At 55.3% G+C, this 25,808-nt stretch carries 30 protein-coding genes; 26 read left to right on the top strand and 4 right to left on the bottom strand.

Annotated elements, in window-relative coordinates:
• Positions 1 to 7: 7 nt before the first annotated feature.
• From MJ257_RS03990 to MJ257_RS04025, 9 genes are all read left to right on the top strand, one after another.
• A complete protein-coding gene (locus MJ257_RS03990) occupies positions 8 to 358 on the top strand; it encodes a VOC family protein (protein WP_068786143.1) in 351 nt (116 codons plus the stop codon).
• 42 nt (positions 359 to 400) lie between these two features.
• A complete protein-coding gene (locus MJ257_RS24955; RefSeq protein ID WP_372489739.1) occupies positions 401 to 724 on the top strand; it encodes a YjjG family noncanonical pyrimidine nucleotidase in 324 nt (107 codons plus the stop codon).
• Positions 725 to 737: 13 nt separating this feature from the next.
• Entirely contained in the window at positions 738 to 1,121 is a 384-nt protein-coding gene (locus MJ257_RS24960) for an HAD-IA family hydrolase (RefSeq protein WP_372489740.1), read from the top strand.
• 101 nt (positions 1,122 to 1,222) lie between these two features.
• Positions 1,223 to 1,726, top strand: a complete 504-nt coding sequence (locus MJ257_RS04000) for a GNAT family N-acetyltransferase (protein ID WP_178024652.1) — start codon at positions 1,223 to 1,225, stop codon at positions 1,724 to 1,726.
• Between the two features lie 116 nt (positions 1,727 to 1,842).
• A complete protein-coding gene (locus tag MJ257_RS04005) occupies positions 1,843 to 2,352 on the top strand; it encodes a cupin domain-containing protein (protein ID WP_240268021.1) in 510 nt (169 codons plus the stop codon).
• Entirely contained in the window at positions 2,345 to 2,839 is a 495-nt protein-coding gene (locus tag MJ257_RS04010) for a GNAT family N-acetyltransferase (protein ID WP_240268022.1), read from the top strand. The genes MJ257_RS04005 and MJ257_RS04010 overlap by 8 nt, the downstream gene beginning before the upstream one ends.
• Complete coding sequence (locus MJ257_RS04015; protein WP_240268023.1) at positions 2,836 to 3,342, top strand: GNAT family N-acetyltransferase; 507 nt, start codon at positions 2,836 to 2,838, stop codon at positions 3,340 to 3,342. Before MJ257_RS04010 ends, MJ257_RS04015 begins: the two co-directional genes overlap by 4 nt.
• A gap of 19 nt (positions 3,343 to 3,361) precedes the next feature.
• Entirely contained in the window at positions 3,362 to 3,757 is a 396-nt protein-coding gene (locus MJ257_RS24900; protein WP_308193155.1) for a zinc ribbon domain-containing protein, read from the top strand.
• Between the two features lie 2 nt (positions 3,758 to 3,759).
• Positions 3,760 to 4,182 (top strand): NUDIX hydrolase, encoded by a 423-nt coding sequence (locus MJ257_RS04025; RefSeq protein WP_240268024.1) that lies wholly within the window; start codon positions 3,760 to 3,762, stop codon positions 4,180 to 4,182.
• A 58-nt stretch (positions 4,183 to 4,240) separates the two neighbouring features.
• Here MJ257_RS04025 and MJ257_RS04030 read toward each other — a convergent pair whose 3' ends face one another.
• Positions 4,241 to 5,521: an amino acid permease gene (locus MJ257_RS04030; protein WP_240268025.1), complete on the bottom strand. Its 1,281-nt coding sequence runs from the start codon at positions 5,519 to 5,521 to the stop codon at positions 4,241 to 4,243.
• 116 nt (positions 5,522 to 5,637) lie between these two features.
• Between MJ257_RS04030 and MJ257_RS04035 the strand changes: the two genes are divergently transcribed.
• From MJ257_RS04035 to MJ257_RS04070, 8 genes are all read left to right on the top strand, one after another.
• Positions 5,638 to 6,546, top strand: coding sequence for a LysR family transcriptional regulator (locus MJ257_RS04035; RefSeq protein WP_240268105.1), 909 nt, complete (start codon positions 5,638 to 5,640; stop codon positions 6,544 to 6,546).
• 162 nt (positions 6,547 to 6,708) lie between these two features.
• On the top strand, positions 6,709 to 7,026 hold the full coding sequence (locus MJ257_RS04040) for a PadR family transcriptional regulator (RefSeq protein ID WP_240268026.1): 318 nt from the start codon (positions 6,709 to 6,711) through the stop codon (positions 7,024 to 7,026).
• Positions 7,023 to 7,565: a DUF2812 domain-containing protein gene (locus MJ257_RS04045; RefSeq protein ID WP_240268027.1), complete on the top strand. Its 543-nt coding sequence runs from the start codon at positions 7,023 to 7,025 to the stop codon at positions 7,563 to 7,565. Before MJ257_RS04040 ends, MJ257_RS04045 begins: the two co-directional genes overlap by 4 nt.
• A 70-nt stretch (positions 7,566 to 7,635) precedes the next feature.
• On the top strand, positions 7,636 to 9,102 hold the full coding sequence (locus tag MJ257_RS04050; protein WP_240268028.1) for an amino acid permease: 1,467 nt from the start codon (positions 7,636 to 7,638) through the stop codon (positions 9,100 to 9,102).
• A 149-nt stretch (positions 9,103 to 9,251) separates the two neighbouring features.
• Positions 9,252 to 10,460, top strand: a complete 1,209-nt coding sequence (locus MJ257_RS24905) for a hypothetical protein (RefSeq protein WP_240268029.1) — start codon at positions 9,252 to 9,254, stop codon at positions 10,458 to 10,460.
• Complete coding sequence (locus tag MJ257_RS04060) at positions 10,457 to 11,221, top strand: alpha/beta hydrolase family protein (protein WP_240268030.1); 765 nt, start codon at positions 10,457 to 10,459, stop codon at positions 11,219 to 11,221. The genes MJ257_RS24905 and MJ257_RS04060 overlap by 4 nt, the downstream gene beginning before the upstream one ends.
• Before the next feature lie 125 nt (positions 11,222 to 11,346).
• Complete coding sequence (locus MJ257_RS04065; protein ID WP_240268031.1) at positions 11,347 to 12,084, top strand: sulfite exporter TauE/SafE family protein; 738 nt, start codon at positions 11,347 to 11,349, stop codon at positions 12,082 to 12,084.
• A 187-nt stretch (positions 12,085 to 12,271) separates the two neighbouring features.
• Positions 12,272 to 12,793, top strand: coding sequence for an HXXEE domain-containing protein (locus tag MJ257_RS04070; RefSeq protein ID WP_240268032.1), 522 nt, complete (start codon positions 12,272 to 12,274; stop codon positions 12,791 to 12,793).
• On the opposite strand, the gene MJ257_RS04075 is transcribed toward MJ257_RS04070, so the two are convergent.
• Positions 12,790 to 13,479 carry a hypothetical protein gene (locus MJ257_RS04075; protein WP_240268033.1) on the bottom strand — a complete coding sequence of 230 codons (690 nt, stop codon included), beginning with the start codon at positions 13,477 to 13,479 and terminating at the stop codon, positions 12,790 to 12,792. The genes MJ257_RS04070 and MJ257_RS04075 overlap by 4 nt on opposite strands.
• A 158-nt stretch (positions 13,480 to 13,637) precedes the next feature.
• Between MJ257_RS04075 and MJ257_RS04080 the strand changes: the two genes are divergently transcribed.
• From MJ257_RS04080 to MJ257_RS04105, 6 genes are all read left to right on the top strand, one after another.
• The gene (locus MJ257_RS04080; protein WP_178024686.1) at positions 13,638 to 14,258 is read left to right on the top strand and encodes a class I SAM-dependent methyltransferase; all 621 of its coding nucleotides are present in this window, start codon (positions 13,638 to 13,640) and stop codon (positions 14,256 to 14,258) included.
• A 53-nt stretch (positions 14,259 to 14,311) separates the two neighbouring features.
• A complete protein-coding gene (locus MJ257_RS04085) occupies positions 14,312 to 14,920 on the top strand; it encodes a GNAT family N-acetyltransferase (protein ID WP_240268034.1) in 609 nt (202 codons plus the stop codon).
• 40 nt (positions 14,921 to 14,960) lie between these two features.
• Positions 14,961 to 15,752, top strand: a complete 792-nt coding sequence (locus MJ257_RS04090) for a lipid II flippase Amj family protein (RefSeq protein WP_240268035.1) — start codon at positions 14,961 to 14,963, stop codon at positions 15,750 to 15,752.
• An 11-nt stretch (positions 15,753 to 15,763) separates the two neighbouring features.
• Positions 15,764 to 16,408: an NUDIX hydrolase gene (locus MJ257_RS04095; protein WP_240268036.1), complete on the top strand. Its 645-nt coding sequence runs from the start codon at positions 15,764 to 15,766 to the stop codon at positions 16,406 to 16,408.
• Positions 16,409 to 16,446: 38 nt separating this feature from the next.
• Positions 16,447 to 16,761, top strand: coding sequence for a hypothetical protein (locus MJ257_RS04100; protein ID WP_178024692.1), 315 nt, complete (start codon positions 16,447 to 16,449; stop codon positions 16,759 to 16,761).
• A 124-nt stretch (positions 16,762 to 16,885) separates the two neighbouring features.
• Entirely contained in the window at positions 16,886 to 19,684 is a 2,799-nt protein-coding gene (locus MJ257_RS04105; RefSeq protein ID WP_240268037.1) for a glycoside hydrolase family 3 C-terminal domain-containing protein, read from the top strand.
• A 74-nt stretch (positions 19,685 to 19,758) separates the two neighbouring features.
• Here the strand turns inward: MJ257_RS04105 and MJ257_RS04110 are convergent, their stop codons facing one another.
• Both MJ257_RS04110 and MJ257_RS04115 read right to left on the bottom strand, forming a co-directional pair.
• Positions 19,759 to 20,757 (bottom strand): iron-hydroxamate ABC transporter substrate-binding protein, encoded by a 999-nt coding sequence (locus MJ257_RS04110; RefSeq protein WP_178024696.1) that lies wholly within the window; start codon positions 20,755 to 20,757, stop codon positions 19,759 to 19,761.
• A gap of 85 nt (positions 20,758 to 20,842) precedes the next feature.
• Positions 20,843 to 21,697, bottom strand: coding sequence for a helix-turn-helix transcriptional regulator (locus MJ257_RS04115; protein WP_178024698.1), 855 nt, complete (start codon positions 21,695 to 21,697; stop codon positions 20,843 to 20,845).
• A gap of 195 nt (positions 21,698 to 21,892) precedes the next feature.
• Between MJ257_RS04115 and fabF the strand changes: the two genes are divergently transcribed.
• The 3 genes from fabF (at position 21,893) to MJ257_RS04130 (ending at position 25,805) form a co-directional block, all read left to right on the top strand.
• A complete protein-coding gene (gene fabF, locus MJ257_RS04120) occupies positions 21,893 to 23,131 on the top strand; it encodes a beta-ketoacyl-ACP synthase II (protein ID WP_240268038.1) in 1,239 nt (412 codons plus the stop codon).
• Between the two features lie 181 nt (positions 23,132 to 23,312).
• Positions 23,313 to 24,425, top strand: a complete 1,113-nt coding sequence (locus tag MJ257_RS04125) for a DUF4349 domain-containing protein (RefSeq protein ID WP_240268039.1) — start codon at positions 23,313 to 23,315, stop codon at positions 24,423 to 24,425.
• 180 nt (positions 24,426 to 24,605) lie between these two features.
• Positions 24,606 to 25,805 (top strand): VanZ family protein, encoded by a 1,200-nt coding sequence (locus MJ257_RS04130; RefSeq protein WP_240268040.1) that lies wholly within the window; start codon positions 24,606 to 24,608, stop codon positions 25,803 to 25,805.
• Positions 25,806 to 25,808: the final 3 nt, after the last annotated feature.

The raw sequence follows: 25,808 nt of genomic DNA on the forward strand, positions 1-25,808 counted from the left end.
GGGTTCCTTGAATCCGATCAGCAATCAAATCGGGACGGTGTTTCTCCCGGTCAGCGATATTGAACGGGCCCGGGACTGGTACTGCGGCTTGCTTGGGCTGCCTGCCGATGGAGAAATTCTGCACGGGCATTTGTACGTGCTGCCAATGCAGGGAACTAGCTTGGTGCTGGACAGCAAAATCTACACCAAGGAAACGACGTTTCGCGCTCCGGCATTTCATTTCAACGCTCGGGACATTGCGGAAGCTTATGCCTACATGAAGGAACGGAACGTGGAATTGATTACGGGGATCGAGCATAACCACTGGTTTAATTTCAAGGATCCCGACGGGAATGTGCTGATGGTGTGCCGGTGCTAGGTATTTTAATTCGTTAACTGACAACGCAACAGGAGGAGCCCCATGACTTACACGCATATTATATTCGACGCGGATGATACGTTATACGATTACCCTAAGGCGGAAAACCAGGCCCTCAATCGGACGCTTTCGGAGGCGGGCATCGCCTGCACCGACGAGCTGATGAAGGCTTATCAGGCGATTAACCAGCAGTTGTGGCGCGATCTTGAGCAGGGCCTCGTGACGCAGGCCACGCTGAGGACGGAGCGGTTCGCCAGGCTGATTCAAGAGCTCGGCTTAACTCCCCGGTTCCGAGTAGAGGAGATCAGCGAGCGTTATTTGGAACGGCTTGGGGAAGGCATTTTTCTGATCGACGGCCGCTTATGAGCTCTGCCGCGATTTGAACGAAGCCGGTGTTCGCCTCGCGATCCTCACGAACGGCATCAAGAAGGTGCAGACAAGCCGAATTGCCGGCTCGGAATTGGCAGAGATGTTCGAAGCCGTCATCGTGTCCGAGGACACAGGATATCAGAAGCCGCATCCGGGGATATTCGACTACGCGTTTGATAAACTGGGGCTTCGGCAGGCGGACAAAAGCCGGGTGTTGATCGTGGGAGATTCGCTGACCTCCGACATGAAGGGCGGCCTGAATTACGGCATCGACACTTGCTGGTATAACCCGTTTCACCGTCCGAACACGCTGGACCGGAAGCCGACTTACGAGATTCGCAGCCTGGCGGAAGTGAAGGAACTGGCAGGCGGCGGGGGCCGACCCGCACGATAGAAGGAGATCTGATCCGCATATTTGGATTGCATCGAAGCCCTGAATATTTATCTCCGGGACAAAAGAGGAAGGCAATTCGCGAAACCAAGGAGGGGTTCAGCGTGGACGTTCATCTCGCGGAAATTTTACCGTCTCAAAAGTCGCTGTTCTTTAATTTGTTTAACTTGTACTTGCATGATTTGTCGGCTTTCACCGGCGAGGAGCCGGGTGAGGACGGGAGATTCGATCTGGCGAACACGTACCTTTATTTGGAGCGGGAAGAACTGCATCCTTATTTTATTTATTGTTCGGGAAAGGTGGCCGGATTCATATTGGTTTGCGCACCGCCATTCGTGCCCGAGGACATCGACTTTACGGTGCAGGAGATGTTCGTGCTGCATAAATATCGCGGGCGAAAAGCGGCGGAAGCGGCCGTGTCCGACATCCTTCGGCGCTTGTCGGGCCGGATCCGGGTGGAGCAATTGCAGAATAACGCCGTTGCCGTGGCTTTCTGGAAGAAGATTTACCGGCAGCATGGAATCTCGTTCGTCGAGTCGATCGAAAGCGTGGAAATCGAGGGGTTGTCCGGCCTCCACGACGTTCTGGCACAAACCTTTTCGTTGTAAGAGAACGCGAACACTCCAAACGGTCCCAAATTAGGTATAATGGAGAAACCAACACATGACCCGGCCCCAGGAAGAATGATCGGCGGCCGGGCATTTTTTTATCTAGGGGGAGAGACATGGCACATCTTTTTCATGCGGACCGCGTTACTTATCATCAGAAGCAATCGCCTATTCCGGAGTTTGCTTGGCACACCAGCGAACGTTTGGCGGAGCTGACCGGCTCCAAGTACTTGACGTTCGATATCCGCTCGCTGGATCCGGGGAAGTACTCTTATCCTTATCATTTTCACCGCAATGCGGAGGAACTCTTCGTCATTCTGGAGGGAAGCGCGTTGCTTCGTACGCCGGAAGGGCATCAGGAATTGCATACCGGAGACATCGCGTTCTTCGAAATAGGGCCCTCAGGGGCGCATCAGCTGTTTAATCATACGGAACAACCGTGCAAGTACCTGGATATTCGCACGAGTATGGGACTGGATGTCTGCGAATATCCGGACTCGGGGAAAATTAATATTTTGCCTGATCAAGAAATTTACGAAAGCGCCGGCCAAGTGGATTATTTTAAGGGTGAGGACCGGGTTGCAGACAAGTGGGCGGCGAAAGAGCGCGGGATTGAGAATGAGTAGCCCGACGCATCTTCGTTTGTATACCGAGGCGGATTTCGAAGCGCTCCAACGGTTTGAGCTCCCCTCCGAGCAGGTCGCGTTTACGGCGCTGCCCGGGGAGGCTTTGGAAGTGGCGGCCCAGGATCCAAACCGATATCCGGTGGTTATCCAATCGGCGGAAGGGGAAACGGTCGGGTTCTTCGTTCTGCATCTCAACGCGGAATCCGCTTCGTTGGTCGACAACCCGCGGGCCATCCTCTTGCGAGCCCTGTCGGTCGACTTCCGGCATCAGGGAAAAGGATATGCCAAAGCGGCAATGCTGCAGCTTCCCGCCTTCGTGGGGGAGCATTTTCCGGAAGTCGATGAAATCGTTCTGGCCGTCAACGCGCGGAACCTTACGGCGCAGCGGCTATACCATCAAGCCGGATTTGAAGACCGCGGCTTGACCCGAATGGGTCCGATGGGGATGCAGTATATCTATCATTTCAAGGTGGAGAGAAACGTATGAATGAGATTAGAGAAATCAGGGAGGACGACGCCGAGCGATTCTTGCGTCTTTGCTTGCGGTTGGATCAGGAAACGAAATTTATGCTTTATGAACCCGGGGAACGGACCACGACGGTAGAGGCGCAGCGGGACCGGATTCAATCGATCCTGACCGAAGGCCGCTCCACGATTCTGGTGGCGGAGGATCAGGGAGATCTTGTTGGCTATTTGGCCGTGTTCGGCGGGAATGCCAACAAAACGAAGCATGTCGGTTACCTCGTCGTCGGCATCGTTGAAGCCCATACCGGAAAGGGCCTGGGGACTTCGTTGTTTCAGGCGGCCGAGGCGTGGCGTTCGCAAACCGGACTTACGAAGTTCGAATTGACGGTGATGGTCCCGAATGAGCGGGCTGTTGCCCTTTATAAGAAAATGGGTTTTGAAGTGGAAGGCGTCAAACGAAACTCCATCCGCATGGATGGGCAATACGTCGATGAATATTATATGGGCAAAATTTTCCCAGCCTAACCCATAAGGAGGTGAAAGCGTGGTTCAATGTCCTTGGTGCGGAGAACGGGTCGTTTTGGTCGGGGACATCTGCCCCGAATGCAGACACGAGGTGTTGCCGGAGCATCTGGAAGGGCTACCCGGGCCGGAACCCGGGGATCCTTCTGACCCCCCACGGGTCATGGATTACTTCGATTTGGAAGAGGTGCTGCAGCGCCGCTTCAAATGCGTCAAGTGCGGGAAGCGGGAGGCCGCGGTGAAAGAAGTGGCGATGACCGGCAACGGGTTAAGTAAACTGATGGACATCCAGCACAACCATTACCTATTCGTCTCCTGCCTGCATTGCGGCCATGTGGAGATCTATGATCCGGATGTGCTCCGGGGACAGCCGTCCGGCAAATTTTCGACGATACTGGATTTATTATTTGGAGGCTAACGATGAAACGAACGGATGTCGTATATCTGTTGATTCCCGATGAGACTAGAACCAAGGTGCTCATGGTGCAAAATGAAAACGAAGCCTGGACGCTGCCGGGAGGCGCGGTGGAGCCGGGCGAAACGCTGCAGATGGCGGCGATCCGCGAAGGGAAGGAGGAGACGGGACTGGAGGTCAAGGTGCACGGGATCGTGGCCGTCAATGAGTTCGTACATATGGAGAAAGAGGAGCATGTGATATTGCTTACCTTCCGGGCGGAAATTGCCGGAGGCGAGCTGGAGATCACCCGTCCGGACGAGATTTTAGACATCGCTTGGGTGGAATTGAATCGCGCTGACACGCTCATGCCGTACTACCCGGAAGGGATTAGCTCTATTGTGACCAAAGGTGCGGAGGTCACGTACTTTGACGAGGGCCGGATATGAAAAAGGCTACGATGGACTGTATGCAGGTCCACTGTAGCCTCGTCCCGCCGGCCTTAAATTAGGCATCCAGCGAAGCGGCCTTCCGCCGGCTGAAGCGCAGCTGGATCACGAGAAACAGCACGGTGATCAGCAAAGGGTAGAGCATGGCCCAGCCCGTGAATGGAAATACGGCGGCCGTGGCCGCAAACGAGATCCAGCTGAGGACGACGCCGGCACGGCTGCCTTTCAGGAGCCGGATTCCGGCTGCACAGCCGCCCATGTACGTCAGAATAAAGGTCGCGTTCGGGAACTGGATCAGCGTGCTTAGGGATACGGCCCCGGTTCCGTATAGCAGCATGACTGCGGCAAAGCAGAACATGAGGAACAAGAGCGACCCGGTTGGCGTATGAAACCGCGGGGATAACCCGTTCCACCATTTTGGTGCATTTCCCTCGCGGGACATGGCGTAAGCGACCCGGGCAGCAGCACCGGTATAGGCGATGATCGCAGCCATGCAAATGAACAGCCCGGTAACCCCGGCGACGATGCCTCCCCAGGAACCCAACGGCTGGCTGATAATCCAGACCATGGAGGAGTCCGATCCGCCCTTCAAGTAACTTTGCGTGCCGACCGTGGCTAACGCCGTCAGAAAATATAAGATTCCTACGATAATCGCGGCGGCGGTCACTCCTTTGATCGCCGCCTTTTGCGGATCCTTAAACTCCTCGGACATGTGCGATACCGCCTCCCAGCCGATGAAACACCAGAACAGCATGGAAGCTGCTTGACCGACGCTGAGCCAGCCGTACGGCATAAACGGGGTGAAATGGACGCTTTCCATCCGCGGCAGCGCGGCCCCGAATGCGAAGATCAATACGGAGGCGATCGCGATGACGACGGCGATCTGGATTTTGCCGGCAAGCTGCATGCCGATCCAGTTCGTCAACAGGCCGGCGGCCAGCATCGCGGCGGCTACGCCCAGCTTGGCCCCTTCGCCCCAACCGAGCGCGGCGGTCAAATATCCGGCGCCGGTTAATGCGGCGACCGGCGCGCCGATCGGCACCGACATCAGGAAGAACCAGCCGACGAGTGTTCCTGCCTTCTCCCCATAAGCCAAAGTGACGAAGTGGGACACCCCTCCGGCATTCGGATATTTGGCTGACAGGAGTCCCATCGACAGCGCCATCGGCAAAATCAGCAACGTCATGAACCCCCACGCGAGCAGGGAGGCCGGCCCGGCCATCTCCGCCGCCAGCCCAGGCACGATCAGGACGCCGGAGCCCAGCACGGCGCCGATGTATAATGCGATGGCCTGCGGCAGGCCAATCCCTTTTTGGAGTTTGCTGCTTGTTTCTTTCATGGAGCGATTCCTGCTTTCATTGTGTTTTTTTCTAGCGTATCAGATAATAGATCCATAGGAAAAACAGAATTATCGAATTTTATCCATTCGAATTTCCGATGGAAGAAGGTGTGCTTATGGAGTCCCGTCATTTGTTTACGTTTTTGGTGGTGGTCGAGGCCGGCAGCTTCACCCGGGCCGCGCAGCAGCTTGATTATGCGCAGTCCAGTGTGACGGCGCAAATTCAAGCGCTGGAAGCGGAAATCGGCTTGCCGTTGTTCGATCGAATCGGCAGGAGGATCGTTTTGACCGATGCGGGGCGGCGGCTGCTTCCTTACGCCCAAGAGATCTCCAAGATCCACGAGATGGCCAAAAACGCGCTGCACCCGGAAGCCGAAATGGCCGGATCGTTGAAGATCGGCGCACCGGAATCGCTGGCCGCGTTCCGGTTGCCGGAGGTCATCCGTCAATACAGGCAGCGTTATCCCCAGGTAAAGATCGTGTTAAAGCCGGGTCAATGTTGGGAATTACGGGATTTCGTGCGTTCGGGAGAACTGGATGTGGCCTTCTTGCTGCAGCCGGAGGTGGAGGATCGGGATTTGCACATCGAAACGCTCATCCATGAGCCGATGGCTCTGGTTGCTCCGCCCGATCATCCGTTATGCGGGGAGCCGGAGGTCGTTCCGGCCCAACTGAAGGATCAGACAATCCTGCACACCGAAAGCGGCTGCTCCTATCGTACCTTGTTTGAGCATTACTTGAACAGCCACGGCGTTTTTCCCGATCCGAATTTGGAGTTCTGGAGCATCGAAGCGATCAAGCAGTGTGTGATGTCCGGGTTGGGCATATCTTTCCTGCCGTTGATCACCGTCCGCAGCGAACTTGCGGAAGGCAAACTGGTCAAGCTGGGCTGGAACGACGCATCGCAGCGGGTCGCGACGCAGTTGGCCTTGCACCGCAAGAAATGGCGTTCTCCCGCGTTGGAGCAATTTGTCTCGATGGTTCAGGAGCAAGCGAAGCGATGGCGTGAAGAAGCCGCCCTCTGAAATGGGAAATGAGCCGAATGAGGATAGATCACGGCGCTGCCGTATCGCTTTGGCGATACGGCTTTTTTCATAAAACAACGGGAGGTTTGATTTGTATCGCAACGTGATGTATATTTATATCACAACGTGATATAATACGGAGCGATATATGGAGGAAGGAACATGAATTTCGAGAGCGCGAAAAAGCGGTTCATTCCGATGAGCGAAACGATGTTTTACATCCTGCTATCTCTCCAGCAAGAGCGGCACGGGTACGGCATCATGCAGCATGTCAAGGAGATCACGAACGATCGCATCGTTCTTGGTGCGGGTACGATTTATCAAAGCCTTGGCAAGCTCGAAAAGGACGGATTAATCGTGCCGACCCGGGAGGCGGACCGGAAGAAATTTTATGCAAGCACGGAGCTGGGCAAACAGATCTTGATGGAAGAAGCTAGGCGAATCCAAGAGCTTCATCATAATGTGGAGGGATTGATATGAGCGAAAACAGGGTCGAATTATTATCTGCATTTCGTTATGTGGTTCCGGCTCAGTATGAGCAGTGGTTCGAGGGATTGGCAGCTAAGGGTTGGCATCCAATTAAGGTGGGGCAATGGAGTTCCATAGCTATGCGCTTCGTCAAGGGAACCCCGGAAAGATACCGTTATGTCGTTGATTTGCAGGCAGTCCCTCAGAAAGGTTATAAGCAGATCTACGAGGAGTTTGGCTGGGAATACGTCGGCTGCATGTCAAACCTATTTGTGTGGCGTAAACCTTATGAGGATGAGCGTCCTGAGTCGTTCAGCGACGCGGAAAACTTGCGGGCCAGAAATCAGCGATTCGTTTGGGCAATCTCGTTCTCGTTGATCGTCGTTGCTATCGTGGCCACCCTGTTGACGGGCTGGATCGTCTCTCACGCGTGGGATAAAGGCCAATCGATTTCATATGCGGTTGGGGCCGCTTTGGGTTGGGGTGTCGCATTTTATCTCGGCTCGGTCATGCGGAAAATCAAGCGGAGCGTGCGCAACGGGACTATGTGAGAATGACATATTTTAGCTTGAAATAGCCAATACTCCCTATAGTTTCTATATTTATCTGGGAGGCGTGCATGTGGGCAAGGGCAAGGCGGGCGAAAAGGGGATCTCGACGTTTCATTTAACGATGCTGGCGCTGGGGACCGTGGTCGGCGGTTCGTTTTTTCTCGGATCCGGCGTGGCGATCAAAGCGGCCGGTCCCAGTATCATGTTTTCGTACATCTTGGGCGGTTTGCTGGTCTATGTCATCCTCTATGCCCTATCGGAAATGACCGCAGCCGATCCGGTGCCGGGTTCTTTCCGCACCTATGCCGAACGCAGCTTTGGCCGGGGCGCCGGATTTATCACCGGCTGGGTGTATTGGGTCGGCTTGATTCTGGCGATGTCCAGCGAATCGATTGCAGCGTCGACCTTTCTGCGGGAATGGTTTCCGAACTTCCCGGAGGTCGCTATGGGCATGCTCATTATTGTGGGGATCACGCTGCTTAATTTGCTTGGGGCCAACTACCTGAGTAAGCTTGAGAGCGGCCTGGCGGCGGTCAAGCTGCTGGCGATCGTCGGGTTTATCGTGATCGGCCTGGCCCTGATCGCGGGCTGGGTTCCCGGAACCCCTGCCGCAGGCACGGGGGAACTGCGAGGCGAAGCTTGGTTTCCCGGCGGATTTGCGGGGATTGCGGGAAGTATGCTCATCGTGATTTTCACTTACGCCGGATTTGAGGTGATCGGACTAGCCGCCTCTGAGGTCGAGAACCCGAAGAAGACGATTCCCCGGGCCATCAATATGACCTTGATCAGCCTGGTTGCCCTTTATATCGCCGCCATCGCCGTGGTTCTTCTCTTATATCCAACGCAGGGGATGATCGCGGACCAAAGCCCGCTGGTACTGGCCCTGACCCGTTGGGGAATGGGATGGGCCGGGACGTTGATCAATATCGTGATGATTACGGCGATCCTGTCCACCATGCTGGCCTCGACGTTTGGTCTAGCCCGGATGCTGCGTTCGCTGGCGTCGGAAGGCCACGCTCCCGCATGGCTGAAGGACCGGCAGGATATCCCGTACAAGAGCATCCTGTTCTCCGGCGCCGCGATGCTGCTCGGCCTGGGCATGGGTTATCTGCTTCCCCAGCAGGTTTACCTCTTTCTGGTCAGCTGCGGCGGGTTTTCGCTGTTGTTCTCCTACTTTGTCATCCTGGCCTCCCACTACCGCTGGCGGCGGACGACGCCTTGCTCTCCTGAAGCGGCCTGTCAGCTTCCGGGTTATCCCTATACGTCTTGGGCCGGTCTCATCGGCATGGTCGGAATCCTCGTGAGCATGCCCTTCATTTCCGGACAAGGAACGGGACTGGTGGTCGGGTTGAGTCTGGTAGCGCTTCTCGCCGGGATCTATTGGATGAAAGAGAGATGGACCCGAGGGACGGTGCGGTCTACGCAACCACGGATCGCCGCGCCGCTAATGGAAGCGTCGGAGGAGATCACAGGGAGTCGAGAAGGACGGAAAGCGGCTGGCAAAACGCCGGGCTCGACGACCAAGCCCCAAAAGTAAAATCGGATATAAGCGCCTGCTGATTTCGAACGACCTACTCCGAGCCTTGTCGGGGAAGGTCTTTTTTATTGATTTCATCGTCGGTTCTTTTGTTCCGAACCCTTGCGTAGTAGAATGGGATAAAATGCCGGAAGAGGAGTGGATATGAAGTGGAAGCGCTACTGCTTGACGACTTTACCGGGTATCGTTTCCTGTCGGCCGTACAACTCTCGCCGAACGGGAGCTATGCCGCATATAGCGTGAAAACCAGCAATCCAGAGAAACAAGGATATCTCTCCGATTTGTGGATCACGTCCGTCGGGGACGGCCTAACCCGTCAGTATACGGGAATGGGGGATGTCGGTTCGTTTAGGTGGCTGGATGATGATACCCTTTTTATTCAGGCGGAGCGGGAGCATCCGGACAAGGAGCCGCACCCGCTTGAAGCGCAGACCCATTTCTACACCTTACGCCTGGATGGCGGTGAGGCGCTTAAAGCTTTTACGCTTCCGCTTCGGGTAACGGAAATATTGCCGCTCTCCGGCAACCGTTGGGCGGTGCGCGCCACGTATGACAACCTCTACCCAACCTTAGCGGGGCAAACGGACGCGGAGAAGGATAAGGCTCGGAAAACCTATGATGAAGAGCAAGATTACATCGTGATGGACGAAATTCCGTTTTGGCAAAACGGTGCGGGGGTCACCAACAAGAAGCGCAGCCGGGTTTATTTGTGCGATGCGGCAGAGGGAAGCTTGACGCCGATGAGCGGTCCTTCCTTTGACGTATCCCTCATGAAAGCGAATGAAGCAGGAACGCAGCTCCTGTACATCGGGGTGGAGTTTTCCGACAAAATGGAGCTGACGGATTCGCTCTGGACGGTGGACCTTAGCACGGGGCAGGCGCATGAACGGATTCCGGCCGGCACCTATCAGTTTCGTTCGGCTGAATTTCTGGGGGAGGACATCGTTTTCGCCGCTTCGGAGCGCCGGAAATATACGATTAACGAAAACCCGACATTTTCTCGGATGGACCCGCAAGGACGCATTATCCGCTTTGCCGACCCGGACCTGTCCTTAGGCAACACGGTAGGAACGGATTGCCGCTTGGGCGAAGGGCGCTGGTTCATGGTGGAGGAGGATGGCGTCTACTGTATCGTCACTGACCGGGCTTGTTCCCGCCTATGCAAAATCACTTACGACGGCCGTTCCGAGTTCCTCAGCCGGGCCGAAGGATCCATGGATGTGTTGGCCAAGAGCAGGGAGACGGTGGTGTTCACCGTCTGGACTTATCCTCTGGAGAAGAGACGAGGCTTACAAATTTCAATGATCAGGTTCTGCATGGAAAATACGTTGCGATCCCGCAGCCGCTCAGCTTCGTGAATAAGGACAGCGTGGAGATCGACGGCTGGGTGCTGTTGCCGAAGGATCATGAGGCGGGCCGAACCTATCCGGCGATCCTGAACATTCACGGCGGACCGAAAACCGTATACGGAACCGTCTTTTTCCATGAAATGCAGCTATGGGCGAATGAAGGATACTTCGTGTTATACTGCAATCCGCGGGGCGGGGATGGTCGCGGGGACGATTTTGCCGATATTCGCGGCCGTTACGGCACGATCGATTACGACGATTTGATGGAATTCGCCGATCGGGCCTTGGCGGCCTATCCCGCGATCGACCCGCAGCGGCTGGGCGTTACCGGCGGCAGTTACGGCGGGTTCATGACGAACTGGATCATCGGGCATACGCAGCGTTTTGCCGCCGCCGTCTCGCAGCGCTCCATCTCCAATTGGATCTCGATGTGCTGTACCACCGATATCGGATATTATTTCGCCGTGGATCAAACCGCTTCTACGCCGTGGGACGGGGTGGAGCGCATGTGGGAACAGTCTCCGCTGAAGTATGCGGACCGCGTGCAAACTCCGACCTTGTTTCTCCACTCCGACGAGGATTTCCGCTGCTGGCAGGTGGAGGCGCTGCAAATGTTTTCCGCTTTGAAAATGCATGGCGTGGAGTCGCGATTATGCTTATTTAAAGGCGAGAACCACGAGTTGTCCCGCTCGGGCAAACCGGCGCACCGGATTCGCCGTTTGAAGGAGATCTCGGCGTGGTTTAAACGTTATTTGCAGCCGGCGACGTAACCAGGTCCTTTGAGCTTCGGCCGGTTCGGGAGATTTGGCATGGAAGGAACCGGCCGATGGTGGTAAAGTAGACGGAGCATGTCCACCATGTCTTCAGGAATTTACCCCAGAAGGAGCTCGTGATCATGGAGTTGCCCGTTCTTATCTTACTTGGAGTCGTCGTCGTATTAGCCGCCGGATTTACCCAAGGGCTGACGAGTTTTGGTTTTGCGCTGATCGCGACGCCGATCCTGGGGCAAATCATCCCGCTGCAGCAGACCGTTCCCATCGTCGTAATTTTGAGCCTCTGCACGAATGGAATTGTATTCGCCGGCTGTTACAAACACGCCGACATTCGTAAGATCTGGCTTCTGATCCTCTCCAGTCTGCTGGCGGCTCCGCTTGGAACGTATCTCTTGCTGTTTCTGAGCGGGGATACCTTGAAGCTGGCAACGGGTGTCCTCATTATCATTGTCGCAACGCTCCAGTTGGCGGGCAAATCGTTTCCGGTCAAGCGGGATAAGCTGGCGTACCTGCCGGTTGGCGCGTTAAGCGGGCTGTTGAATGGAAGCATCTCCATGAGCGGGCCGCCGGTTGCCTTGTTCCTGTCGAACCAGGGCGTAGGCAAGGAGACGTTTCGGGCGAATATTTCGGTTTACGGGATCTTCCTTAACATGGTGACGATCTTGACCTACCTTTACGGCGGATTGCTAACCCGGGAGACGCTCCATTATACGGTATGGTTCGCCCCAAGCATGCTGATCGGCGTGTTCGTCGGCATCCGTGCGCTTAAGAAGCTCGACGAGCAGCGGTTTAAGCGAATCGCCCTGTGGCTGATCCTCGCGTCCGGCCTCTGGACGATCATCGGGGTCGTGACGGGGTAAACCGACCGGGATTGGGCAGGAAGTTCCAGCCTCGCAGTACAATAAATCGGCAACAGGATATGATGTGGTGGTGTATCCGATTTTTCATACATAAAGTAGTTTAGTAATCGTTCGTTAGCTTTTAAGGGGGATCGGCGTGATAAGGATGGAGCAGGCGGTTGAACGGGACATTGAGGAGGTTTAATAGATGGACAACTTAAGCGTTACATCCCTGGTTTGGCTGTTTCTCGTGACTTTCGTCATCCATGACATGGAAGAGATTATCTGGGTGGGGCCATGGGCGAAGCGGAATCGGCAGAAGGTCACGGTGACGGTCCCAGCGCGCATGAAACGTTCGTTGACGCAGATGCTTAACATCACCAGCAGTCAATTTGCCGTGGCTGTACTGCTGGAATTTATCGTCTTTGTTCCGTTTACGCTGATGGCGGCGGAGCAGGGGAGGTTCTTTATTTTTTTATCGTTTAACACGTTATTCTTCTTGCATGTGTTCACCCACGTGGCCCAGTCGTTGTATCTGAAAATGTACACGCCGGGCGTCGTCACCGCCGTTCTGATTGTGCTTCCTTATTCGCTATTGTTATTTAACCGGTTGCTCTCGGAGAACCTGGTTACCTGGGGAGAAGTCCTGCTGAGCATTCCGGTTGGGCTGCTTGTCGTGCCGCTGGTGCTGGTCGGCCACGAACTGGGCAAACGATGGGTGAAATCTTAGGCGCCGGATCGTTTCTGCTCGCGCAACCGGTTCAGCAGACCCTTCATGCGGGCAGGAATTTCCCGCTTCAGCTCTTCCCAGCTGACCAGCAAGTCGGGCGTCCATTCGAACGGCATATAGGTGCCAGCGATGTCGAACCGGAAGCCGCGGAGGTGCTCGGCTGCCAACTCGTCGGCATCGGGCAGCGTCTTGTACGTGCCGCGCAGCATGTCAGGCTCCAGAACGCCGTCTTTGCCCGCATGCTCTCCGGTCGCTTGATGCAAGCTCGGAAGCAGGTCAAACAACTCGCGGAGCGGAGAGTAGGCATGTTTTCCCGGTTGGCAGTACAAGCTGATGCGTCCATCAGACCCTACATTCGTTTTGCCGGGGGCGATGCCTTTCAGGTACGTCCCGTGGAAGCTGGCTTCGCAATCCACGACGGTACCTTGCGGAGACAGGAAGATCCACATATGTTCCAGATCGTAGAGATGGGTAATGTCGTAATCCCAATAAACCGCATATTCGATCACAGCCCCGACACGTTCGCCGTCCACCTCCAGCATCCGCTTGAACGAGGGAGACGGTCCGGTTTCGGTCAGCACCGTGACGCCGACCCGGACGGGACGGAATGGCTCGCGTTCGTCGATCAGCATGCGCGGGATATGATGAAAGGCCAGCTCCCGCCAATTGACGTTATACTCCAGCATGTTGAAAGCCTCCTTCGGTTTCATTTTCTCTCCCCAGCCTAGCACACGTTGTTAATCGCAGTATTAACCTCAATTATAAGGTTTTTCCTATAACGATCCCTGGTTCTTTAATATAATGTTTGTGAACGAAATTACATACCTATAGGAGCGTGAGGGTTATGCAAGAAATATTCAAGCAAGTTCCGTTGTACCGGTTTTTGGCTTATTGTCTGGACACGAACAGCCCACGACGTATTCTGGATTGCGGGGCAGGCGGGGACATGCCTCCCTTGAGCCTGTTTAGCGCTTACGGTTTTACCACTTACGGCGTCGATGCGGATCCGGTGCAATGTGAATTGGCTAACGACTATGGCCGGCGAAAGGGCCAAACCCTGAACATCCGCCAAGGGGATATGCGCCAATTGGACTTTCCGGATCAATCGATGGGATTCGCCTACTCGTACAATTCGATTTTCCATATGCGTAAAAAAGAGGTCCAACAATCGGTCGAAGAGTTAAAACGCGTCTTGATGCCGGGCGGCCTGATGTTCGTTAATTTTTTGACGACGAACGACTTCCGCTGCGGGCAAGGACCCGATGTAGGCAACCACGAGCACGAACAATTTGACGATGATCTGCCGGTCATTCATTCCTATTACGAGCCGGGGGAACCGGATGCGCTTCTGAGCGATATGGAGATCCTGTACAAAGAGGACAGGGTGCTAGAAAGAATTTTTGAAGGAGAACGCATCAGACAAGGCTTCGTCGATTACATTGTTAGAAAGAAAGCGATTTCATGATTGGGGGTAGCTTTCCCCGCCGAGTCCAGTGTATCATAGATTTGTAATACGGCATGAATATCATTTTTCGACATCCGACCCGGCTGGAGATCGTCCATATCCAAAGCTGGGTCCAGTTATTTCAGGAAGAGAAAGGATTGAAGCTGATGGATTCACTGCTGATCCGTCCGGCAAGGCTGAACGACATCGAAGGCATTCGCGAGGTGGCCGTGGAAACCTGGAACAGCACGTACGAAACGATTTATCCGGAACATTTCATCGCTACGTACTTGACACATGCCTATGCCAAAAGCAGTCTGGAGCAAAGTATTACCTTGGATGAGGCGCAATCGTCTCGCAAGTTTTTGGTTGCGGAATGGGAAGGGGAGATCGTCGGTTTCGGCCAATTGTCGGAGCCGGATGAAGGAGTCAGCGAACTGACCCGACTCTATATCTTAAAGGAGCATCAGCGCAAGAGCATCGGCAAGCATTTGCTGAACGAGCTGATTCGCCAGAACCCCTTGATTAAGGAAATTTACGCCTGGTGCGAGCGCGAGAACGGCATCGGCACGCTCTTTTATAAATCCAATGGATTTGTGTATACCGAGGACAAGGAAGAAGTATTGTTCGATTACCGAACGATGATGGCTAAATTTGTGAAGCGCATTGAAGTACGGCAATGAAACCTGAAACCGAGGAAAGCTAAGTGGAGATGGGAATAAATTGACCACTAACCTGATAATTGTATGTATCCTAACCATGATTATTCATGCAGCTGAGACCCTATCGTATTCGATCCGTTATGCCGGCGTGAAATTGAACAAAATCGTGGTTGCTTTGTCTCTGACCGGGATCGTCGTGCTTGTATCCAGAACGGCGAATATGCTTCAGGCACCGATGACGGCCACGTTTATCGATTATGCCAAGAAGCATCCCGATTTTCAGGTGATGGATACGTTGCGGATCATCCTGTTGGCCGGTTCTGCCGGAACGCTGCTGGCGATGTTCCTGTTTCCCACCTGCGTGAATCTCTTTGAACGCGTGATCGCCAAGTTGGAGGTGGCAGGATCCCTGCCCAAGCTGGTCACGAGCGTATCGGTCACGCAGCTTAAAAACGCAAGGCATTATTTCCGCAAACCCAGCCTGCGCCTCCGTTCCTTTCGTCTGCTGGGGGTGCCTAAACGCTTCGTTTTGCTGAATATCGCGGTGACCGCCATTTATACGGTCGGCGTGTTGGCTTCCTTGTACGCCGCTTATCTGGTGCCGGCGCTGAGCACGACCGCTTCGCAAGCGTCCGGCATCATAAACGGCGTGGCAACCATCTTGTTGACGATCTTCATCGATCCGCAGCTCGGGCTGATCACCGAACGCGCGCTGCATCAGGAGGAATCCCGGCAGCAGCTCGGGAGGATCTATATTTTATTGATGGGCGCGAGATTTCTGGGGACGCTTGTGGCACAAGCGATAATCCTGCCGGCAGCCCATTTGATCGCCGTGGCGGTGCAATGGATCTAGATCACTTCGATATGAAAGGTTGCGATGCGATGTCGGACTCGGTTCCGCAACAGTTATGGCTGGAATGGGCCAAGCAAATTCAGGCGATTAGCCAGGCGGGGTTAGCCTATTCCAAAGATATGTATGACCTTGAGCGTTTTGAGATGCTCCGCGAACTCAGCGTGGACATTCTGGCCCGTTATACGGAAGTAGAGACGGATAAAATAAAGTCCCTGTTTGCCGGAGAAAGCGGGTATGCCACCCCGAAGGTTGACGTTCGCGGCGCGGTATTTCAGGATGACCGGATTTTACTCGTCAGGGAACGCATCGATGGGGCTTGGGCCCTTCCCGGCGGTTGGGCGGACATCGGTCTTTCGCCCAAAGAAGTCGTTGTCAAGGAAGTGAAGGAAGAAGCCGGTCTCACCGTCGTCCCCGTGCGATTGCTGGCCGTGTTGGACAAGAAATTCCACGAGCATCCTCCCGAAGCTTTCCATATCTACAAAATGTTTATTTTGTGCGAGATTGCAGGGGGCCAAGCGCAAGCCGGAATGGAGACGCTGGAAGTCGGATTCTTCGGCCGGGACGAATTGCCGCCGTTATCCATCGGAAGAAACACGCCGAAGCAGATTGAACGATTGTTCGACCTGTGTCACGAAACCGAAGTATGGCTTGATTAGGCACACCGATCCCGATGAAGGAAGGCAGGTCATTTCTCATGTCGTCCAAACGCAAAACATTGCTTTTCTTGATCCTGTCGCAGCTGGTGTATTTGATGTTCTCCATCGCGTGGCTCGTGGTGCTCGGCATTTCCGCGTATCTATTTCATGATTCCGGCGATGTCAACCAGGGAATGCGGCTGTTGTTCGCTTATCTTCAGGCTTATCCCGGAGGGCTGCTGCTAGCCCTGATTTTAGGTTGGACCTATTTCGCCAAAGGCAATTACAAACGTGCGGTTGGGTGGAATCTACTGCCCTTGCTATGGGTGGTGCCTTATCTCGGCATCATCGTTTACGCGAATTTTTTCGCTTGATTTCTTAGGACAAGGATCACGTTATTCTATCCAACAACACGTTGGTTTTGGTATAGTTAAAGCTAGGACTACTTATGAGACATCCCATTTTGGGATCTACTAACGGATAGGAGAGAGCAGAGAAATGAGCAAATCGATGCTAGGCGTTCCTTTGGAAGGTTTCGCCGAATATAGCAGAATCGCGGCAGCCGAAGGCGGCGTCCTGCTGAAAAATGAAAACGCTATGCTTCCGATTCGGGAACATGAAGTTGTATCCGTTTTCGGAAGATGCCAAATCGATTCCTATCGAAGCGGTACGGGGTCCGGCGGCGCCGTGAACGTCCCTTATGTCGTCAGCATTTTGGACGGGCTGCGGGCCAATCCGCGCATTCGCCTCAATGAACGGCTAGCCGGGCAATACGAGCAATGGATTGCCGAGAACCCGTTCGATAACGGCGGCGGCGGATGGGCTGCCGAGCCTTGGTGCCAAAAGGAAATGCCGCTCACCGACGAAATCGTGGCCGAAGCAAAGAAAGCGACGGACAAAGCGGTGGTCGTTATCGGCCGGACCGCTGGCGAGGATAAGGATAATGCCGATACCGAGGGCAGCTATCGGTTAACGGAGCAGGAACGGCTGAATCTCGAAACGGTCACCCGGCATTTTGAACAGGTCGCCGTCTTGATGAACGTCGCCAATGTCATCGACATGAGCTGGATCAACGATCCGGTACACCAAGGACGGATCCGGGCGGTTATGTTCGTGTGGCAAGGCGGGATGATCGGCGGTCATGCGGTGGCCGACCTGCTGTCGGCGGATGTCACGCCAAGCGGCAAGCTGCCGGATACGGTCGCTTATCATATCGAGGATTACCCGTCGACGGCCAACTTTGGCAGCGAAGTGCGGAACCTCTATGAGGAAGATATTTATGTAGGTTACCGCTATTTTGAAACGTTTTGCCCGGACAAGGTCCTCTTTCCGTTCGGTTATGGCCTTTCCTATACTTCCTTCGCCTGGAACGTGCAAGGCGTGGAGCTCGAAGGCGCTGGCCCGGCGGCCCGGCTCGAGGTCGAAGTGGCGGTGACGAATACCGGAACGGAGTTTGCCGGGAAAGAAGTCATTCAGCTGTATTATGAAGCGCCGCAAGGCCAACTGGGCAAGCCGGCCCGGGCACTCGGGGCTTTCGCGAAAACGAAGCTGCTCCAACCTGGCGAGACCGACGTACTGACGCTGCAGCTACCGTTGGTTCGAATGGCTTCCTACGACGATGGCGGATTTACGGGAAATAAATCCTGTTATGTGTTGGAAGCCGGCGATTACGAGCTTCATGTCGGCAACAGCATCCGAAATACGGAGTGGGTGGCCGTAAATGGGAAAGCCGCTTTCCATCTTGCAGAACTGGCGGTCGTGGAACGGCTGGAGGAAGCGGCGGCCCCAACGGAGCGTTTCTCGCGGATTAAGCCGGGAAACCGGAAGCCGGACGGGACGTATGACATTGTCCGCGAGGAAGTGCCGCGGCGCACGGTTTCGCTGAAAGAGCGCATTGAGAGTCGATTACCGGAAACTTACCCGCAAACGGGGAATCGCGGCATCAAACTGAAGGACGTGCAAGCCGGCAAAGCCAGCTTGGAGGAATTCATCGCCCAACTGAGCGATACGGACCTGGCCACGATTGTACGGGGCGAAGGCATGAGCAGCCCGAAGGTCACGCCGGGAACGGCTTCCGCTTTCGGCGGGGTGGGGGACAACCTGCTTGAGTACGGGATTCCTGTGGCAAGTGCCGCCGATGGCCCTTCCGGCATTCGCATGGACAGCGGCCTGAAGGCAACCCAGCTTCCGATCGGTACGCTGCTCGCTTCCAGTTGGGATGTCGGGCTCGTCGAGTCGTTATACGTGCTGGAGGGACAAGAGCTGCTGCAGAACGAAATCGACACCTTGCTGGGCCCGGGGATAAATATCCATCGGCATCCGCTGAATGGGCGGAATTTCGAGTATTTTTCCGAAGATCCGTATTTGACCGGTTGTTTTGCGTCAGCAATGACGCGGGGGATCAAGAAAGGCGGCTCTTCCGCCACCGTGAAACATTTCGCCGGCAATAATCAGGAGCAGGCGCGTTCGAAGGTCGATGCGGTCGTCTCCGAGCGGGCATTGCGCGAGATCTACCTGAAAGGCTTTGAAATGACCGTGAAGGAAGGGGAAGCCACGTCGATCATGACTTCCTATAACCCGGTCAACGGGCATTGGGCGGCTTCCAACTATGACCTCAATACGACCATTCTCCGTAACGAATGGGGATACGGGGGCATCGTCATGACGGACTGGTGGGCGGTCATGAACGACTGCGCGGAAGGCGGCCCGGCCGACGCGAAGAACACGTCCTTTATGGTACGGGCCCAAAACGACCTGTATATGGTCGTGAATAACAATGGCGCGGAGATCAACTCGCTGGGGGATAACACGCTGGAAGCCTTGGCCAATGGCACGTTGACGGTCGGAGAATTGCAGCGCTGCGCCATGAATATTTGCCGGTTTTTGATGAACGCGCCGGTATTTACGCGGGAACCGAAATCGGCTGACGAAGTCCGCTCGATCCAGGCTGTTCAAGGCCGCCAGTCGGTTGCCGGGGACGGAACGCAAGGATATGCGTTGTCCCGTTCGCAAAGCGCCAAGATTTTGGCGAATGCACAAACCGCGGTCGTGAGCGTTCAGGAAGCCGGGATCTATACCGTCGTAGCGCATATTCGCTACGAAGCGATGAACCTGTCGCAGTCGGCCTGCAATCTGCTGCTGAATGGCGAACTGCTGACCACGGTACAGACGAATGGCACCTTCGGCAAGTGGGTCACGCAGAAGCAACTGCGCATCGAGCTTACGGAAGGCGATTACGAGCTGAAGTTTGATTATATCAAGCCGGGGCTGGAGATCGGCTGGATCGAGTTCGTTTAGCCAATGAAAAAGGGATGAGCCCTTCCGTTCGGAAGCGGAGCTCATCCCTTTTGATTTTAAAGCGCCGCGAGGCCTTAAGGCAAAGAAAGGAAACCATCCTTAAAGATCTTCAGCAAATATTCCAGCGTGACCGGATCGCTGTACGTCGAAGCGGCGGTGTCGATCTCGATCACATGACCGTTTTTGACGGCCGGGATATTCTTCCACGTATTGGATTGCAAAAACTCGTTTTGGGCTTCTTTGTTCTGGCTCAGAACGATGTAGTCTCCGGCATACTCGGGAATGATCTCGTTCGATAACGTGTAGTAGCCGGGGCCCAAGGCATCCTTCTTCGCTTGTTCCGGCATGTTGAGCTCCATCATCTGATACAACAGCTCCGTACCGCGGGCCCAGTTGTTCCCGAAGACATAGAAGCTCTTCGAGTCATATTCGAGAACGGAGACGGTGGCGTCCTTGCCGATCTTCGCTTTGATCTCTTCGCCTACGGCTTTGGCGCGAGTCGTGAAATCCTCAACCCAAGCCTTGGCTTCCGCTTCCTTGTTCAGCACCTTCCCGATTTCCACCTGCTGCGACAAATAGTCCAGCTTGCCCCAGGTATAAATGATCGTCGGCGCGATTTCGCTCAGCTTGTCGAGATTCTTCATGTGCGATCCGGCAATGATGAGGTCGGGTTCCAGGGCGAAGATCTTCTCCGGATTCTCTTCGGACACGATGGCGACATCCTTTAATTTGTCGGTGAAAAGAGGGTTATTCATCGTCCAGGTATCAACGCCGACTAACGTTCCGCCCAGAGCCACGACGTTCGGAGCATTCGTCAGAGCCACGATCCGCTTCGGATTGGCGGGAATTTCAATCGGACCGTTCTCCGATTGATAGGTAACCGTACCGGAAGCCGTCTCCGCCGCCGCCGAGTCGTTTCCGCCCGTCGCGTTTGCAGCTTCCTCCGTCGAGGTATTTGCAGCCGCTGCGTTATTCTGGGTGTTGGCGGCAGGATCCTGCCGTGCCGTTTCGTTGCCGCAGGCGCCGGCCAGGACGGCGAAGGCTAAAATAAGGGGGATAAACAGCTTCTTCATACGTGATTCTCCTTGTCACCGATTATTTTATGATAATGATTATCAGTATCACTAAGAATCACAATACGAATTTCTCCGCGGTTTGTCAATACAAATCCTTGGATGTTCCCTCTATCAACTTCTTGAGCTTGGATTCGGTCGCCGTTCCTTCAATGGGGGTATAAATGCTGCAGCGCAAATCGGCATCGCCCTGTACCTGGAGCGAGGTCAAATTAAATAACATCTTGCCGGCTTTGGCATGGCGGAATTCAATCATGACCTCCGGGGCGGCGCTGACCTCGCTCTGGTTCCACAACTCCTGGAAATCCGGATAACGCCGCGACATCCTATCAATAAACCGGGAATACCAAGGATCGGCGACGTATTGTCCATAGTAGGCGCGAAAGATAGCCAAGAACCCTCTTACGAAATCAGGCCAGTTGACGGCCAAGCTGCGCAGCTCTTTCTTGGCGAACAGAAGGGAGATCAGGTTGCGCTCCTCCTTGGGGATCTGCTCGAAGTCCACGAACACGTGGGCGGCGGCGGGATTCCATCCCACGATATGGCAGTGCCGGTCGGAGATAATCGTCGGGCAATATTTCAGCTCCTGCAAAATTTTATGGAGCGAGGGATTGATCACCGGCTCCTTTTCCTCCACCCAATCGGGGTGAAAGCCGCTGTCGGACGCCAAGTCGAACAAGTACTTGCGCTCGTCGGCGTTCAGTCTCAGCGCCCCGGCGATCGCGTCCAGGACGGAAGCGGACACCTTGATATCCCGGCCTTGCTCCAGCCAGGTATACCATGTCGTACTCACCCCGGCGAGCTGGGCGACCTCCTCGCGGCGCAGGCCTGGCGTTCGCCGGCGCGAGCCTGCCGGCAGACCTACCGTATGGGGATGCAGCTTGGCGCGCTGCGTTTTCAAAAATTCGGATAAGGCTTCCAATCTCGGTTCCGTGCTCATTGGCCGTGTCCTCCTCCTGGGCAGCTTCTTAATGTGTTATCTATTATACTAGGATAACTAAAAACTTGTAATAGGATACTTTGGGGATACAATAGATAACAACAGAGAGTTATATCTTCAACACGAGGCTGGCCGTACTGAGCCTGCTGAACGTGAGATGCAAACCATAAATGAAGTTGCCGAAGGAGGATGCTTATGGAACGGGTTGTCATTACCGGAATGGGGATATTGTCTCCGCTGGGCAATGATGTGGATACATTTTGGCAAGGCTTAAAAGAGGGACGCTCCGGGATTTCGCCGATTGATCGGTTCGACGCTGCCGCGTTTGGCACCCGGATCGCGGGGCAAGTTCGAGGGTTTGACGGCGAGGCGGTGTTTGGGCGAAAAGAAGCGCGCAAAATGGACCTCTTCTGCCAATTCGCGCTGTTTGCCGCCGAACAGGCGGTCCAAGACGCCGGGCTTGTGCCGGAGAAGCTGGACCGTGAACGGTTCGGCGTGTACGTCGGTTCGGGAATCGGCGGGATCGAGACGCTGGCGGACAACGTGAAGGTGCTCGAGGAGCGCGGACCGAACCGGGTGAGCCCCAGTCTGGTGCCGATGATGATCTCCAACATGGCCGCCGCGCAGATCAGCATCCGCTTCGGAGCGTTAGGCGAAACGCTGTCGCCGGTTACGGCCTGCTCGATCGGCAATTCGTCGATCGGCGAAGCGTTCCGGCTAATCCGCAGCGGGGAAGCCGATGTGATGATCGCGGGCGGGACCGAAGCGGCGGTGCATCCGCTCGCGCTGGCCAGCTTCGGGAACGCGACCGCGTTGTCGAAGCGGAACGATTCCCCTGAGCAGGCCAGCCGGCCGTTCGATGCCACCCGCGACGGTTTCGTGATGGGCGAGGGCGCGGGGATCGTCGTACTCGAATCGCTGACGCACGCGCTGCGGCGGGGGGCGCGCATCCACGGCGAGGTGATCGGCTACGGTGCAAGCTCCGATGCCTACCACGTTGTCGCATCGCATCCCGAAGGCTTAGGCGCCTACCAGGCGATGAAGCGGGCGCTCGCTTCGGCGGGCATCGCGCCGGAGCAGGTGGACGTGATCAGCGCCCATGCGACAAGCACCCAGGTCGGCGACCTCGGGGAGACGAAAGGGATCAAGAAGGCGTTCGGCGAACATGCCTACCGGATTCCGGTTACGGCGAACAAATCGATGATCGGACATATGTTTGGCGCCGCCGGCGGCGCGGAAGCGATCGCCCTGGTTCAATCGCTGAAGGAAGGCATCATTCCGCCGACGATCAACCTGATGAACCCCGATCCGGAATGCGATCTCGATTATGTGCCGAACCAGGCCCGCCAGGCTGACCTTGAAATCGGATTGTCTAACTCGTTCGGGTTCGGCGGCCACAACGCCGTAATCATGCTGCGCAAATATCAGGCATAAACTGTATTCGAACCGTCCCGGCTTCCGGGACGGTTATTTATTTTGCGGGACGGGCAACTTTCGGGACTCTTCAAGCGTTAGGATGGTAAGAGACGACAGTGCATGGTGAACATAAAAAGCGAACCGACCAAGCCAGCATCGTGCGGGAGTCTTGAACCTGAAACAGTAGGGGGTCATACCTATGGGAAAAAGGGGAAAAAAGGTTGTCATTTGGGGCATCATCGCGATGCTTTTGCTGCTGCTTGGCGGCTGCGGAAGCGCAAGCCATGATGCGGCATCGAATTCGCTAGCCGATAGCGGAGCAGCGAATGGGATAGCCAGCACGGCCGAAAGCGAAATGGACGGGGGAGGCTCCGAGGAGGTTGCTGCCGATACGGCCGCAGCGCCCGCGGCCAACTCCGGTGCGGCGGATTCAAAGGCAGCCGGCAACGCCGGAAGCAGCAGTGCGGCGGTAAACTCCGCGCCGGGGTTTCAGCAGGCAGCCACGGACGCCGGGCTCAACAGCAAGCTGATCTACCGGGCGAGCGTCGTCATGGAAGTGAAGGACTACGCCAAAGCCCAATCGGAGATCCGCAATTTGGTGATGCTGGCGGGCGGGTACATCGTTGAATTTTCCGAAAATCAATCGCAGCATGAGCTTGGCGGGAACTTTGTGTTGAAGGTCCCGGCGGCGGGCTTCTCCTCGTTCTTGGACCGTTTGGAGGGACTCAAGCCCGAGTCGTTGCAGCGGAGCATTCAAGGACAGGACGTCTCGGAAGAGTACGTCGATCTGGAATCCCGGTTAAAGGTCAAGCAGGCCATGGAAGCTCGGTACTTGAAATTCGTCGAGCAAGCGACCCAAACCAAGCAGTTGGTTGAATTCGTGAACGAACTGGAGCGAATTCAAACGGAGATCGAGCAGATCAAAGGGAGAATGCGGTACATCGACAGCAATGTGTCCTTCTCGACAATCGAGATCCGCGTCTACCAGCCGGATGCGTCGAAGCTGGCGGCGGCGTCAAGCGGCGACACGCCGCTGCTGGAGCGGATGAAAAACGCTTTGACGGGCAGCATCGACGTCTTGTCGCTCTTCTTCCAGTGGCTGGTCGTGTTTGCGGCCGGCGCGCTGCCGCTCCTCCTCATTGCCGCCCTCATCGTCATCCCGATCTGGATGGCGCGCCGGAAAAACCGGGCGGAGCGGGAACGCCGCCGTGCCCAGCTCCATGCAGGCCACGCGGCAGTACCTACGACGGGTTCCTCGCCGCCGAAGGCGGATACGGAGGAGGAGCGCGGGGACACGACGGAAGAGCTCTAAGCGCAGGAACGAATTGAAACACAAGCCCAAGGGAATGCCCTTTGGGCTTGTGTTTTTTTGCGCGTAAGGATATATGGATAAACCTTCCCAAATCTTAAACTAAACTTAAACAGGATGTATTCCGTTCTATGTTAAGATGAATGAACCAAACACCCCGAGATTGAAAGGGTTGAACCTGCGATGTTAGAAAATTACCTCTTTCCCATTACGTATGCATTCGGTGCGTTTCCGTTTGCGGCGCTGCTGTTCACTTTGCCGTTTCTGGTCGTGCAATACCGGCGGCACGGTTACGTCAACAAGGTACGGGCGTTCGTGCTGTACCTGTTCCTGCTGTATTTGATGAATGCGTTATTCCTCGTGATGCTGCCGCTGCCCGCCAGCCGGCATAATCTGCCGCTCAGCGACGGGGCGTTGCAACTGATTCCTTTTCATTTTATCCAGGACATTGTAAAGGAAACCGCGATCGTTCCGGGGGAGCCGTCGACGTATTGGCGGGTGCTCAAGGAGCGGGCTTTTTTGCAGGTTGTATTTAACGTGGCATTAACCGTTCCGTTTGGGATGTTGATTCGGTATTACTTTCGTTCGGGTCCGATCGCAAGCCTGATCCTGTCGTTCCTGCTGTCCTTGCTGATCGAAGTGACGCAACTGACCGGAATATTCGGATTTTATGACCATCCTTACCGCGTCTTCGACGTCGACGACCTGATGACCAATACGCTCGGGGGCATGATCGGCTTTTTGCTGGCCGTGTGGCTGTCCCGGTATCTGCCGCGGATTGAGCACCTGGACAGGGGGGTGGACCTGGCGACCAAACGGGTGACGTATACCCGGCGCGGGTTGGCGTTGTTTTTCGACTATCTGCTATGGGGCGGTTTGATGACCGTGATTTATCGGCTAGGGATTACGGAAGCTTACTTCGTGTCCACGGGGCTGTACTTCATGTTGATTCCTTACTTGACCGGCGGAAAGACGCCCGGAAAATGGCTGGTAAGGATCCAGCTGGTCGGACTTCCAACCGAAGAGGGGGAGCGGCAGCCGACCGTCAGCCTGGCCGCAGCCTTGCACCGTTATTTGTCCGCCGCTAAGAGCGGGCGGCAAACCGTGGGACTGCTCCCCTTGATCGTCCGTTATGGGCTGCTCTATTGGGGAGTGTTTGGCCTCAACCGCCTGCTGGTTTTCCCGCCGGCCGATATGCCGAGCTTGTTCCGGGTGCTGTTGGCCTTGGTCGTTCTCGTCGTGAACGTGGGCTTCTTCATCCATGTCGCCAAACGATTCTTTCGCAAGGAACCGCTGCTGTTCTACGAAAAAATCAGCCGTACGGGTCATGCCATCATGTTGAAGGAGCCGGCACGAAAAACGACGGCCCGTGTACGGCGCTAGCGT

The sequence above is a fragment of the Paenibacillus timonensis genome (assembly GCF_022427145.1).
In the GTDB taxonomy this organism is placed as follows: domain Bacteria; phylum Bacillota; class Bacilli; order Paenibacillales; family Paenibacillaceae; genus Fontibacillus; species Fontibacillus timonensis.

What these genes read in the sequence shown, in the direction of transcription:
- MJ257_RS04095 (WP_240268036.1), top strand. Translation starts at nt 15,764, where the DNA reads ATGAAAGGTTGCGATGCGATGTCGGACTCGGTTCCGCAACAGTTATGG.
- MJ257_RS04125 (WP_240268039.1), top strand. Translation starts at nt 23,313, where the DNA reads ATGGGAAAAAGGGGAAAAAAGGTTGTCATTTGGGGCATCATCGCGATG.
- MJ257_RS04035 (WP_240268105.1), top strand. Translation starts at nt 5,638, where the DNA reads ATGGAGTCCCGTCATTTGTTTACGTTTTTGGTGGTGGTCGAGGCCGGC.
- MJ257_RS04115 (WP_178024698.1), bottom strand. Translation starts at nt 21,697, where the DNA reads ATGAGCACGGAACCGAGATTGGAAGCCTTATCCGAATTTTTGAAAACG.
- MJ257_RS04065 (WP_240268031.1), top strand. Translation starts at nt 11,347, where the DNA reads ATGGAGTTGCCCGTTCTTATCTTACTTGGAGTCGTCGTCGTATTAGCC.
- MJ257_RS04025 (WP_240268024.1), top strand. Translation starts at nt 3,760, where the DNA reads ATGAAACGAACGGATGTCGTATATCTGTTGATTCCCGATGAGACTAGA.
- MJ257_RS04075 (WP_240268033.1), bottom strand. Translation starts at nt 13,479, where the DNA reads ATGCTGGAGTATAACGTCAATTGGCGGGAGCTGGCCTTTCATCATATC.
- MJ257_RS04005 (WP_240268021.1), top strand. Translation starts at nt 1,843, where the DNA reads ATGGCACATCTTTTTCATGCGGACCGCGTTACTTATCATCAGAAGCAA.
- MJ257_RS04110 (WP_178024696.1), bottom strand. Translation starts at nt 20,757, where the DNA reads ATGAAGAAGCTGTTTATCCCCCTTATTTTAGCCTTCGCCGTCCTGGCC.
- MJ257_RS04105 (WP_240268037.1), top strand. Translation starts at nt 16,886, where the DNA reads ATGAGCAAATCGATGCTAGGCGTTCCTTTGGAAGGTTTCGCCGAATAT.
- MJ257_RS04015 (WP_240268023.1), top strand. Translation starts at nt 2,836, where the DNA reads ATGAATGAGATTAGAGAAATCAGGGAGGACGACGCCGAGCGATTCTTG.
- MJ257_RS04080 (WP_178024686.1), top strand. Translation starts at nt 13,638, where the DNA reads ATGCAAGAAATATTCAAGCAAGTTCCGTTGTACCGGTTTTTGGCTTAT.
- MJ257_RS04085 (WP_240268034.1), top strand. Translation starts at nt 14,312, where the DNA reads ATGAATATCATTTTTCGACATCCGACCCGGCTGGAGATCGTCCATATC.
- fabF (WP_240268038.1), top strand. Translation starts at nt 21,893, where the DNA reads ATGGAACGGGTTGTCATTACCGGAATGGGGATATTGTCTCCGCTGGGC.
- MJ257_RS04070 (WP_240268032.1), top strand. Translation starts at nt 12,272, where the DNA reads ATGGACAACTTAAGCGTTACATCCCTGGTTTGGCTGTTTCTCGTGACT.
- MJ257_RS04030 (WP_240268025.1), bottom strand. Translation starts at nt 5,521, where the DNA reads ATGAAAGAAACAAGCAGCAAACTCCAAAAAGGGATTGGCCTGCCGCAG.
- MJ257_RS04130 (WP_240268040.1), top strand. Translation starts at nt 24,606, where the DNA reads ATGTTAGAAAATTACCTCTTTCCCATTACGTATGCATTCGGTGCGTTT.
- MJ257_RS04010 (WP_240268022.1), top strand. Translation starts at nt 2,345, where the DNA reads ATGAGTAGCCCGACGCATCTTCGTTTGTATACCGAGGCGGATTTCGAA.
- MJ257_RS24955 (WP_372489739.1), top strand. Translation starts at nt 401, where the DNA reads ATGACTTACACGCATATTATATTCGACGCGGATGATACGTTATACGAT.
- MJ257_RS04040 (WP_240268026.1), top strand. Translation starts at nt 6,709, where the DNA reads ATGAATTTCGAGAGCGCGAAAAAGCGGTTCATTCCGATGAGCGAAACG.
- MJ257_RS04045 (WP_240268027.1), top strand. Translation starts at nt 7,023, where the DNA reads ATGAGCGAAAACAGGGTCGAATTATTATCTGCATTTCGTTATGTGGTT.
- MJ257_RS04100 (WP_178024692.1), top strand. Translation starts at nt 16,447, where the DNA reads ATGTCGTCCAAACGCAAAACATTGCTTTTCTTGATCCTGTCGCAGCTG.